We start from the raw sequence: 12,079 nt of genomic DNA, 5'->3' as shown, positions 1-12,079 counted from the left end.
TGATTTGAGGATAAAATGCCCGAACGCACCCCGTTGGACCCCACCACCGCCCGCTGGATCCCCTGGGTGGTGGCCATCGCTTTCTTCATGCAGTCCCTGGACGGCACCATCCTCAACACCGCGCTGCCAGCCATGGCCCGCTCGCTGGCCGAAGACCCGCTGCGCATGCAGGGTGTGATCATCGCCTACATGCTCACCGTGGCCCTGCTGATCCCCGCCTCGGGCTGGATCGCCGACCGCTTCGGCACCAAGCGCATCTTCTTCAGTGCCATCCTGCTGTTCAGCTTCGGCTCGCTGCTGTGTGCCGCCGCCAATAGCCTCGGTTTCCTGATCTTTGCCCGTGTGGTGCAGGGCCTGGGCGGCGCCCTGATGCTGCCGGTCGGGCGGCTGGTGGTGCTGCGCGCCTACCCGCGCACCGAGTTGGTGCGCATCATGAGTTTCATCACCATCCCCGGCCTGCTGGGGCCGCTGCTGGGCCCGACGGTTGGCGGCTGGCTGGTGGAAATTCTCAGCTGGCACTGGATCTTCCTGCTCAACCTGCCGGTCGGCCTGATCGGCTGCTACGCCGTGTGGAAGTTCATCCCCGACCTGCGCGGCGCCGAACGGACCCGTTTCGACACGCCGGGCTTCCTGCTGTTCGGCGCCGCGATGGTGCTGATCACCATCGCCATGGAAGGCCTGGGCGAGCTGCACCTGCCGCACCTGCGGGTGATGCTGCTGTTGTTCGCCGGCATGGCATGCCTGGCGGCTTACTGGCTGCGCGCCGGGCGCGATCCCGAGCCGCTGTTCTCGCCCAGCCTGTTCCGGGTGCGCACCTTCGCCATCGGTATTCTGGGCAACCTGTTCGCCCGCCTGGGCAGCGGCGCCCTGCCGTTCCTGGTGCCGTTACTGTTGCAGGTGGCGCTGGGCTATTCGCCAGCGCAGGCCGGCATGAGCATGATCCCGCTGGCGGCGGCCGCGATGGTCGCCAAGTCCGTTGCCCGGCCGCTGATCGAGCGGCTCGGCTACCGTATCGTCCTCACTGGCAACACCGTGCTGCTCGGCCTGCTGCTGGCCAGCCTGGGGCTGGTCGACGGGCAAACCCCGTATGCCGTACTGCTGGTGCAACTGGCCCTGCTGGGCGCGGTGAACTCCATGCAGTTCACCGCCATGAACACGGTAACCCTGATCGACCTCGACGATGCCAGCGCCAGCAGCGGCAACAGCCTGCTATCGGTGGTCGCGCAGCTGTCGCTGAGCCTGGGCGTGGCCTGCGCAGGCGCACTGCTTGGCGGTTTCACCGCAGCTGGCAATGCCGATGGCGTGGACACCACCTTGGGCGCCTTCCAGCTGACCTTCGTGACCATCGGTATCATGGCCATGCTGGCGGCGGCGATCTTCCTGCAGCTGTCGCCGACGGACGGAAGGCGTGCCCGTCGTCCGGAACAGCACATGGAGTCTTAGGGCGAATGGCCATGAGGCTGGTAGACTGCGTGGCATTTTTCGCTTCGCAACGCAGGCCCGCCTCGTGACCACCGAAACCACCGCTTTTGCCACTTTGCCGCTGTCCGCCGCCATGCTGGCCAACCTGGACGCCCTCGGCTATGCCGCGATGACGCCGATCCAGGCCCAGAGCCTGCCCGTCATCCTCAGAGGCCAGGACCTGATTGCCCAGGCCAAGACCGGCAGCGGCAAGACCGCTGCCTTCGGCATCGGCCTGCTCAACCCGATCAACCCGCGTTACTTCGGTTGCCAGGCACTGGTTCTGTGCCCCACCCGCGAGCTTGCCGACCAGGTTGCCAAAGAGCTGCGCCGCCTGGCCCGCGCTGAAGACAACATCAAGATCCTCACCCTGTGCGGTGGGGTGTCGCTGGGCCCGCAGATCGCTTCGCTGGAGCATGGCGCGCACATCATCGTCGGCACCCCAGGGCGCATCCAGCAGCACCTGGACAAGGGTACCCTGGTGCTCGACGGGCTCAATACCCTGGTGCTGGACGAAGCCGACCGTATGCTCGACATGGGCTTTTTCGACGCCATCGCCAGCATCATCGGCAAGACCCCGTCGCGCCGCCAGACCCTGCTGTTCTCCGCCACTTACCCGGCCGGTATCGAGCAATTGGCCGCCGACTTCATGCGCAAGCCGCAGCAGGTCAAGGTCGAGAGCCTGCACACCGATAACCAGATCGAACAGCGCTTCATCGAGATCGACCCGCAACAGCGCCTGGAGGCCGTCACCCGCGTGCTCGGCCACTACCGCCCGCAGTCTTGCGTGGCGTTCTGCTTCACCAAGCAGCAGTGCGAAGATGTGGTCGCCCACCTCACCGCCAAGGGCATCGTGGCCCAGGCCCTGCACGGCGACCTCGAGCAGCGCGACCGTGACCAAGTGCTGACGATGTTCGCCAACCGCAGCACTTCGGTGCTGGTAGCCACCGATGTGGCTGCACGCGGTCTGGATATCGATGGCCTGGACATGGTCATCAACGTGGAGCTGGCGCGCGATGCCGAAATCCACGTGCACCGCGTCGGCCGTACCGGTCGCGCCGGCGAGAAAGGCATTGCCGTGAGCCTGGTGGCACCGGCCGAAGGCCATCGCGCCCAGGCCATCGAGGCACTGCAAAAGAGCCCGCTGCGCTGGGACCAGCTGGACAGCTTGAAGAACAAAGGTGGCGAACCGCTGTTGCCGGTCATGACCACGCTGTGTATCGCCGCAGGCCGCAAGGACAAGCTGCGCCCGGGTGACATCCTGGGTGCGCTGACCGGTGATGCCGGCATCCCGGGCAAGCAGGTGGGCAAGATCGCCATCTTTGACTTCCAGGCCTTCGTGGCCGTGGAGCGGGCCTTGGCCAAGCAGGCGATGCAGCGGCTGAACAGCGGCAAGATCAAGGGCCGCGCCCTGAAAGTCCGCATTCTCTGACATTTTTGCGGCTGCTTTGCAGCCCATCGCCGGCAAGCCAGTTCCCACAGGACCACCACAGGCCTCAGGCATTGTGCGATGCCCGTGGCTGCTGGCTTGCCGGCAATGGCCGCGCAGCGGTCCAGAACCAGCAATGAGGTAACACCGTGCACACCACCGACGTGATCATCCTCGGCGCCGGCGCCGCCGGCCTGATGTGCGCCCAGCTCAGCGCCCGCCGTGGCCGCCGGGTGCTGCTGCTCGACCATGCCAACAAGCCCGGCAAGAAGATCCTCATGTCGGGTGGCGGGCGTTGCAACTTCACCAATATGTACACCGAGCCGGCCAACTTCCTTTCGCAGAACGCACATTTCTGCAAGTCGGCCCTGGCCCGCTACACCCAATGGGACTTCATCGAGCTGGTGGCCAAGCATGGCGTGCCCTACCACGAGAAGAAGCTCGGCCAGCTGTTCTGTGACAACAAGGCCAGCGACATCCTCGACATGTTGCTGGCCGAATGCGACGAAGCCGGTGCCGAGCTGCGCATGAACACCAGCATCGAGCAGATCGAGAAGACCGAAAACGGCTATCTCCTGCAAACCAGCGCCGGCCAGTTCGCCTGCCAATCGCTGGTGATCGCCACCGGAGGCCTGTCGATCCCAACGTTGGGCGCGACCGGCTTCGGCTATCAGGTAGCCCGCCAGTTCGGCCATACCTTGCTACCGACCCGCGCAGGCCTGGTGCCGTTCACCATCACCGAGCCTCAACTCAAGGCATTGTGCACCGAACTGTCGGGCACCTCGCTCGATTGCACAGCCAGCTGCAACGGCACCCGCTTCCGCGAGAACCTGTTGTTCACCCACCGCGGCCTCAGCGGCCCGGCGATCCTGCAGATTTCCTCGTTCTGGGAGGCCGGCGACACCGTTGAAATCAACCTGCTGCCCGACCGTGATGCACTGGCCTGGCTGCAACAGCAGCAGGCCGAGCGCGCCAACGCGGAACTCAAGACCGTCTTGGGCGAGGTGTTCACCCGCAAGCTGGCGAACCTGCTGGCCGAACAGTGGTTCGAATCAAAACCCATGAAGCAGTACACCCCGGCGGAGCTGGCGCAGATCGCCGACAAACTGGCCGCCTGGCAGCTGGTACCGGCAGGCACCGAAGGCTATCGCACCGCCGAAGTCACCTTGGGCGGCGTCGATACCCGCGAGGTGTCGTCGAAAACCATGGAATCGCTGAAATCCCCCAACCTCTATTTCATTGGCGAGGTGCTGGATGTCACCGGCCATCTGGGCGGTTTCAATTTCCAATGGGCATGGGCATCAGCCAACGCTGCAGCACAGTTCGTGTAGAGTAGAATCCATTCAGCAGCACGGAACGCTTCTTGCTGGTCCGTGCCGTAATGCATTCATTCGATCACTGCCAGCAGGCCATCATGTCATCGAGTTCGTTCCGTCAGTCATTGCGTCGCCTGTGGGGTCAAGACAAATTCAGCTACGCCATCCGGGTGACCATCGCCCTCACCGGCAGCATGGCCTGGTGCTGGTACCAAAACGAGATGAGCCTGCTCATCCCGTTGTTCCTCGGCATCATCGCCAGCGCGCTGGCCGAGACCGACGATAGCTGGCAAGGCCGCCTCAGCGCGTTGCTCGTCACCCTGGTGTGTTTCGCCATCGCTGCAATTTCGGTGGAACTGCTGTTCCCCTACCCTTGGATCTTCGCCATCTCCATGGCCTTGGCCGCCTTCTCCCTGACCATGCTTGGCGCACTGGGTGAACGCTACGGAGCGATTGCGTCGGCAACGCTGATTCTGTCGGTGTACACCATGATCGGCGTGGACCAGCGCGGCGGCGAAGTCAGCGACTTCTGGCATGAACCAATGCTGCTGGTGGCCGGTGCCGCCTGGTATGGCCTGCTCTCGGTACTGTGGCAGGCATTGTTCTCCAACCAACCGGTACAGCAGAGCCTGGCCAAACTGTTCTTCGAACTGGGCACCTACCTCAAGCTCAAGGCCAGCTTGTTCGAGCCGATTCGCACACTCGATGTCGAAGCCCAGCGCCTGGCATTGGCCCGGCAAAACGGCAAGGTGGTCGCCGCGCTGAACGCCGCCAAGGAAATCATTCTGCACCGGGTCGGCAACAGCCAACCCAACTCCAAGGTCAGCCGCTACTTGAAGCTGTACTTCCTGGCCCAGGACATCCACGAACGGGTGAGCGCCTCGCACTACCCTTACAACGCCCTGACCGAGGCGTTCTTCCACAGCGACGTGATGTTCCGCTGCCAGCGCCTGCTGCGCAAACAAGGGGCATCCTGCCAGGAACTGGCACGCTCGATCCGGCTGCGCCAGCCGTTCGTTCTGGCCACCGGCTTCGCCGAGGCCCTCGATGACCTCAACGCCTCGCTGGAGCACCTGCGCAACCAGAACAACCCCGCCTGGCGCGGGCTGTTGCGCTCACTACGCGCCCTGGCGGCAAACCTGGCCACGCTGGACCGCCTGCTTGGCGCCGCCAGCAACCCGGACAGCCTGGCCGACGCCAGCGACAGCAGCCTGCTCGACCGTTCGCCACGCAACCTCAAGGATGTGTGGAAGCGATTGCGCACCCAGCTCACACCAACCTCACTGCTGTTCCGCCATGCCCTGCGCCTGTCGTTGGCGCTGTCGGTGGGCTACGGCATGGTGCACTTGATCCACCCGACCCAAGGCTACTGGATCATCCTCACCACCCTGTTCGTCTGCCAGCCCAACTATGGCGCGACCCGGCGCAAGCTCGTGCAGCGGATCTTCGGCACAGCCATCGGCCTGACCGTTGGCTGGGCGCTGTTCGACCTGTTCCCGAATCAGCTGATCCAATCGGCGTTCGCAGTGGTGGCCGGGGTGGTGTTCTTCGTCAACCGGACCACCCGCTACACCCTGGCCACGGCGGCGATCACACTGATGATCCTGTTCTGCTTCAACCAGATCGGCGATGGCTACGGCCTGTTCCTGCCACGGCTGTTCGATACCTTGGTCGGTAGCCTGATCGCCATCGTCGCGGTGTTCCTGTTCCTCCCCGACTGGCAGGGCCGGCGCCTGAACAAGGCACTGGCCAACACCCTGGCCTGCGCCAGTGTGTACCTGCGTCAAATCATGCAGCAGTATGCCCACGGCAAGCGCGATGACCTGGCCTACCGTCTGGCCCGACGCAACGCACACAACGCCGACGCAGCGCTGTCCACCACACTGGCCAACATGCTCATGGAGCCGGGGCACTTCCGTAAGGAGGCCGATGTGGGCTTCCGCTTCCTGGTGCTGTCGCACACCTTGCTCAGCTACCTCTCAGGGCTGGGGGCGCACCGTGATACGGCGCTGCCGGCAGAAGTCCATGAGCAGCTGATCGAGGGCGCGGGGCAGGCATTGGCCGCCAGCCTCGACGAAATCGCCAACGGCCTGGCAGCGCGGTTACCCGTGGCGATCCACAGCGATGCAGAGGAAGCCTTGGCCAATACGCTGGAGCAGATGCCCGAAGAACTGGATGAACATCAACGATTGGTGCAAACCCAATTGGCGCTGATCTGCCGGCAGTTGGGGCCGTTGCGCACCTTGGCAGCGCACTTGATCAAAGAGAGCTCACCGGCCTGATCGTTCTTGCCTGCGCCGCAGATCAAAAGCCATGCTGGCGCAGAAGCCGTGCATAGCTGCCATCTGCCTTCATCGCTTCGATGCTGCGCTCGAATCGCTCGACGATCTGCCGATGCTCCGGGTGCTTGAGGCTGACCAGGATATGTAGGGTGTTCTCGCCCAGCGCGGGTTCGACCAACACCACCACATTGCGCACCGACTCGGGTTCGCGCTGCAGGTTGTAGCGCGCCACGAACTCATCTTCCACCGCCAGGTTTACCCGCCCAGCAGCCAGCATGCGCACGGCGGAGGAAAAGTTGCGTACCGGCACCTTGTGCAAGCGGATGTCGCTATCGAATGCCGGTGAGTAGGCATAATCACGCACCACGGCAATGCTGTAGGGGTACAGATCGGCCAGGCGGCTGTAACGGAAGCTGTCGCCCTTGCGCTTGAGCAGACGGATGCGGTTGGTCAGGTAGGCCTTGGAAAACTGGCCGATGCGGGTGCGCGAATCGTTGTACCAGGCATTGATCAGTACGTCGTAGCGGCCTTCGCTCACCCCGAGCAGCGCCCGCGCCCACGGTACTTCCTCGTACTCGCTGGGGTAACCTGCACGCGCCAGCGCCGTGGTGACGATGCTGGTGGCAAGGCCACCACCGGGCATACCGGCATCGGTGAACGGCGGCCAGGTATCGGCCACCAGCCGCAGCTTGGCCTGGCCCAGGGCTGGCGCCGCCAGCATTACGGCCAACACTCCCAGAACGCAAAACAGTGGCCGCATGCTCAAGTCCTTTTGCAGTAGGGGGCACAGGCTGTTGATGGCGGTCTTCGATCACGCTGGTAGAGAGACTACACAAAGCCGCCGTGCAGGGCAGCGGCCAATAGTGTCAATTAGCCTCTATTTTGGCCGAGGCATACAGGCCCACGGACTTACGGGTAGCCGAGCACTTCTCTGATCTGGCGTAGGTGGCGGATGATCCACTGCTTGTCGATCGCTCCCCAGTCACGGATCCGATAATGCCCGGCGTGGTTGCGCGCCCCGTCCTGCTGCTCGAAATCGCAGACAATGTCCAGGTCGGCCAGCGCAGCGATGGTGTCCTGCGCGGTGCGGCGCGGCATGCCGGTGGCTTCCATCAAGGCGGGCACGCTGGTAGCGGTCTGGCTGTCGATCAGCCAGGCCACGTACAGGCGGCGATAGAAACTGCTCTTGGTCTTGCTCACATCCATGCTGCGTGATCCTTACAGGTTACCCGGCAGCTCCCGATAGGTCAGGTAGACGCGCAGGTCGAATTCCAGTTGGTGGTAGTCCGGCTCCATATGCTGACAAAGCTGATAGAAGGCTTTGCTGTGGTCACGCTCGCGCAGGTGCGCCAGTTCGTGTACCACGATCATGCGCAGGAACTGCGGCGCGGCCTCCTTGAACAGCGAGGCGATGCGGATTTCCTTCTTCGCCTTGAGCTTGCCCCCCTGCACCCGCGATACCGCAGTATTGAGCCCGAGCGCACGGTGGGTGAGGTCCAGACGGTTGTCGAACAATACCTTGTCCAGGCTGGGCGCACTGCGCAGGTACTGCTGGCGCAATTCCTGGGCGTAGCCGTACAGCGCCTTGTCGCTCTGCACGTCATGGCGACCGGGATAGCGGCGCTGCAGGTAGTCACCCAGGCGGTCGCTGTCGATCATCAACTGCACCTGCTCCTGCAGGTGCGGCGGGTAAGCTTGCAAATAGCGTAAGACGGTCATGGCATGGCATTCGGCGTAACGAATGCCGATTCTAGCCAATCAGCACCCCGGCCAGGGAAAAATTGCCGGAAAGCCGCTGGCATCGGCGGCGGTCATCGGGCGAGCGACAAGGAAGCCCTGCACGTAGGCGCAACCGTTTGCCTTGAGCCAAGTGGCCTGGGCCGCGGTTTCCACGCCCTCGGCGATGACAGTGACGTTGTAATCGGCGCACAGGCCGATGACGCTGCGCACCAGGGCGGCATCCGCCGCCGAATCGGGCAGGCGCGCCACCAGGTGGCGGTCCAACTTCAAGGTGTCGATAGGCAGGTCGCGCAGCATGCGCAGCGAGCAGTCGCCAGCACCAAAGTCGTCCAGCGCCACGCGCACGCCCAACTCGCGCAGGCGGTGGATCTGCTTGATCGCCGCGTCGATGTTGTACATCAGTGAGGTCTCGGCGACTTCCACTTCCAGCTGCGCCGGGTTGAGTTGGTAATCCTCTATCACCCGCTGCAACTCATCGACAAGCCCAGGCATGGCGAACTGAGCGCGGCTCAGGCTGATACCCAGCACCAGATCCGGCGCAAAACGCTCACACCAGGCCTGGCGCTGCGCCGCGCCTTGGCGGTAGATCCAGCTGGCCAGGCGCGTTATCAGTCGCGCCTCCTCCAGCAAGGGGATGAACAAGCCCGGCGGTACATCGCCAACACTGGGGTGCTGCCAGCGCAGCAGGGCTTCGAAACCGCGCAGATGCCCGTCGGCGAATGCGACCTGGGGTTGGTACACCATGTTGAAACCTTGCGACTCGACCGCGTCGCGCACACTGTCCTCGAGCATCAACCGTGAACGCGCCCGGCCATTGAGCTCCTGGTCGTAGAAACGGTACTGCCCGCGCCCAGCTTGCTTGGCCGCATACATCGCCGCATCGGCGGCACGCAACAGGCCTTCGACCGTGGCACCGCAGTCCGGGTAGGTGGCAATGCCGATGCTGACACCCAGGGATACATCCAGGCCGGCCACCTGCCGCTGAACGGACACACGCTCAAGCAGTTGCTCGGCAAAGCGGCCGGCTTGTTCCGGATACGGCAGGCCATCGAACAGCGCAGTGAACTCGTCTCCGCCCATGCGTGCCAGCAGCGCCTCACTGCCCAGGCAGTCCTTGAGTTGCTCGGCAACCCAACCCAGTACCCGGTCCCCGGCATCGTGGCCGAGCGAATCATTGATCCGTTTGAAGCCATCCAGGTCCATGTACATCAAAGCCTGCGTCTTGTCCGAGCGTTCATTGCGCAGCAGCACACTTTCAGCTGCCTGATAGAACCCTCGGCGGTTGAGCAGGCCGGTGAGCGGGTCGGTGACCGCCTGGTATTCGAGCTGCTGGTGCAAATTACGCACTACCGACATGTCCAGCACCGTCACCACCATCGCCTGCTGATCAGCCGGCAGCGGCGCGCAGGACAAGGCTACCGGCACCAGGTGGCCGCCTGACGTGCGCAGGTGAGCATCGTGTATACGGAAAATCTGCCGCGACTGGTAGGCGTGATGAAAATCCGATTCGCTCCATAGGGTGGCATTGGGCAGTTGCAGCAAGCCAAGCAACTGCGCGCCCTGCAATTGCTCGACCGGGGCATCGAGCAAGCGCGAGATCGCCGGGTTGGCAAAGCTGATGCTGCCGTGAGCGTCGACCACCAGAATACCTTCGGCGGCATTTTCCAGGATGGACGCATTGAACGCCCTGGCTGCCTCCAGTTCGCGCGTCAAGCGTTGCAGCATGCGCCGGTTGCGCTGCTGGTCCAGCTGCGCCTGCACCTTGGGCTTGAGGATCTGCGGGTCGAACGGCTTGAACAGGTAGTCCACCGCACCGCTGGCATAGCCCTTGAGCACGGCTGCATCGGACTGCTCGTTGGCGGTGAGGAAAATGATCGGAGTCAGCTTGGTCCGGTGGCTGCCACGCATCAGCCGGGCAACCTCGAAACCGTCCATTTCCGGCATCTGCACGTCGAGCAGCACAAGGTCGACTTCGTGCTCCAGCAAGGCGCTCAAGGCTTCCATCCCTGAACCTGCGGTCAGCACCTGCCAATCTGTGCGGGCCAGCAAGGCGCGCATGCTTATGAGGTTCTCAGGGTAATCGTCCACCACCAGGAGAACCGAGTTGCCATCCGGTGGTTGAGGGTAAGCGCCATCCATGCTGCTTTCTCTTTTATGACCGACTTCGACTTGCAATTGGATCCGATTAAACACTCTAGACGCGAGTGCGTAACGCGCAATGCAGTCAGAACGCTATCAATGACTAAATGTAATGGTAGTCGACTAACGGTTGTTTGCTGGCCATTGGCCCATAAAAAAACCCGCATTTCTGCGGGTTTTTTCGTGGCGGCCTGTGATCAGTTGACCTTGGCGGCCAACTCACCTTTCAGGTAACGCTGGAACATGCCTTCCAGGGAGATCGGCTTGATCTTCGAGGCATTGCCGGCGGTGCCGAAGGCTTCGTAACGAGCGATACAGACATCGCGCATGGCTTTGACGGTTTCGCCGAAGAACTTGCGCGGGTCGAACTCGCTTGGGTTCTGCGCCATCAGGCGGCGCATGGCACCGGTGGAAGCCAGACGCAGGTCGGTATCGATGTTGACCTTGCGCACGCCGTGCTTGATGCCTTCAACGATTTCTTCGACCGGTACGCCGTAGGTTTCTTTGATGTCGCCGCCGTACTGGTTGATGATCGCCAGCCACTCCTGCGGTACCGAGGAAGAACCGTGCATCACCAGGTGAGTGTTGGGGATGCGCTTGTGGATTTCCTTGATGCGGTCGATCGCCAGCACGTCACCGGTCGGCGGCTTGGTGAACTTGTAGGCACCGTGGCTGGTGCCGATGGCGATGGCCAGGGCATCCACCTGGGTTTTCTTGACGAAATCCGCGGCTTCTTCAGGGTCGGTGAGCATTTGGCTGTGGTCCAGCACACCTTCGGCGCCGATGCCGTCTTCTTCACCGGCCATGCCGGTTTCCAGCGAACCCAGGCAGCCCAGCTCGCCTTCGACCGAAACGCCGCAGGCGTGCGCCATGGCGACAGTCTGCTGCGTGACACGGACGTTGTACTCGTAGTCGGTCGGGGTCTTGCCGTCTTCACCCAGCGAGCCGTCCATCATGACCGAGCTGAAGCCCAGCTGGATCGAACGCTGGCACACGTCAGGGCTGGTGCCGTGGTCCTGGTGCATGCACACAGGGATGTGCGGGAATTCTTCGATGGCGGCCAGGATCAGGTGACGCAGGAATGGCGCGCCAGCGTATTTGCGGGCACCGGCAGAAGCCTGGACGATCACTGGGGAGTCGGTCTTGTCGGCCGCTTCCATGATGGCGCGCATCTGCTCGAGGTTGTTGACGTTGAAAGCTGGAACGCCGTAACCGAACTCGGCGGCGTGGTCCAGCATCTGGCGCATGCTAATGAGTGCCATTGTGTATCTCTCTCCCGACAAGCGTCGTTTTGTTTCGTGCAAGCCTGCCGCAGGGGCGGTTGCTGTTCAAGTAGTGTGGGCCACCCGTGCGGCCCGGCCAGTCACGGTGCCTTGCAGCCCCGCCCAATCAGATCGTTGGTTGCCACCCAGTACACCAGGCCTTCCTCGCCCTTGGTATGGAAGGCCAGCACACCATCGCTGTATATCGCACCCGAGGCACTCGGCTCGGCCTTGAGCCGGTAGACCTGGTCGCCGCCGCCAAGGCGCACGTCGACCGAATCCTGTTGTGCATCAGCGAAGCGCCATAGCACTTCGTTCTGGCTGTCACAGACCCAGCGGGTCCAGGTAGCTGCCGGGGCGGGTTGCGCCGGCTGCAGCAGCGAGCATCCTGCCAGTGTCGCCAGGGCCATCAAGGCCATCAGCGCTTTCATTGCATATCCTCTAGATGAC

Annotated in this window: 10 protein-coding genes; 4 read left to right on the top strand and 6 right to left on the bottom strand. The window is 63.1% G+C overall.

The window, feature by feature from the left end; translation table 11 throughout:
- Positions 1-15: 15 nt before the first annotated feature.
- The 4 genes from mdtD (at position 16) to yccS (ending at position 6,488) form a co-directional block, all read left to right on the top strand.
- Positions 16-1,443 carry a multidrug transporter subunit MdtD gene (mdtD, locus tag ACIPZH_RS07080; protein ID WP_241804032.1) on the top strand — a complete coding sequence of 476 codons (1,428 nt, stop codon included), beginning with the start codon at positions 16-18 and terminating at the stop codon, positions 1,441-1,443.
- A 112-nt stretch (positions 1,444-1,555) separates the two neighbouring features.
- Complete coding sequence (dbpA, locus tag ACIPZH_RS07075; protein ID WP_267823863.1) at positions 1,556-2,893, top strand: ATP-dependent RNA helicase DbpA; 1,338 nt, start codon at positions 1,556-1,558, stop codon at positions 2,891-2,893.
- Positions 2,894-3,039: 146 nt separating this feature from the next.
- Positions 3,040-4,221, top strand: coding sequence for an NAD(P)/FAD-dependent oxidoreductase (locus tag ACIPZH_RS07070; protein ID WP_400624738.1), 1,182 nt, complete (start codon positions 3,040-3,042; stop codon positions 4,219-4,221).
- Positions 4,222-4,304: 83 nt separating this feature from the next.
- Positions 4,305-6,488: a YccS family putative transporter gene (gene yccS / locus ACIPZH_RS07065; RefSeq protein ID WP_267820561.1), complete on the top strand. Its 2,184-nt coding sequence runs from the start codon at positions 4,305-4,307 to the stop codon at positions 6,486-6,488.
- 22 nt (positions 6,489-6,510) lie between these two features.
- Here yccS and ACIPZH_RS07060 read toward each other — a convergent pair whose 3' ends face one another.
- From ACIPZH_RS07060 to ACIPZH_RS07035, 6 genes are all read right to left on the bottom strand, one after another.
- Positions 6,511-7,248 carry a substrate-binding periplasmic protein gene (locus ACIPZH_RS07060; protein WP_400635692.1) on the bottom strand — a complete coding sequence of 246 codons (738 nt, stop codon included), beginning with the start codon at positions 7,246-7,248 and terminating at the stop codon, positions 6,511-6,513.
- Between the two features lie 149 nt (positions 7,249-7,397).
- Entirely contained in the window at positions 7,398-7,694 is a 297-nt protein-coding gene (locus tag ACIPZH_RS07055; protein WP_400635690.1) for a helix-turn-helix domain-containing protein, read from the bottom strand.
- A 12-nt stretch (positions 7,695-7,706) separates the two neighbouring features.
- Complete coding sequence (locus tag ACIPZH_RS07050; protein ID WP_400635688.1) at positions 7,707-8,207, bottom strand: M48 family metallopeptidase; 501 nt, start codon at positions 8,205-8,207, stop codon at positions 7,707-7,709.
- A 39-nt stretch (positions 8,208-8,246) separates the two neighbouring features.
- On the bottom strand, positions 8,247-10,367 hold the full coding sequence (locus tag ACIPZH_RS07045) for a putative bifunctional diguanylate cyclase/phosphodiesterase (RefSeq protein WP_400635686.1): 2,121 nt from the start codon (positions 10,365-10,367) through the stop codon (positions 8,247-8,249).
- Between the two features lie 197 nt (positions 10,368-10,564).
- Positions 10,565-11,629 (bottom strand): class II fructose-bisphosphate aldolase, encoded by a 1,065-nt coding sequence (gene fba, locus ACIPZH_RS07040; protein ID WP_008093958.1) that lies wholly within the window; start codon positions 11,627-11,629, stop codon positions 10,565-10,567.
- Positions 11,630-11,730: 101 nt separating this feature from the next.
- Positions 11,731-12,060, bottom strand: coding sequence for an MliC family protein (locus ACIPZH_RS07035; RefSeq protein WP_400635684.1), 330 nt, complete (start codon positions 12,058-12,060; stop codon positions 11,731-11,733).
- Positions 12,061-12,079 lie beyond the last annotated feature (19 nt).

This window comes from Pseudomonas sp. NPDC089758, from assembly GCF_044748705.1.
Classification (GTDB): domain Bacteria; phylum Pseudomonadota; class Gammaproteobacteria; order Pseudomonadales; family Pseudomonadaceae; genus Aquipseudomonas; species Aquipseudomonas putida_X.
The sequence above is the reverse complement of the archived record's forward strand: the minus strand, read 5'-3'. Positions and strand labels throughout refer to the sequence as shown.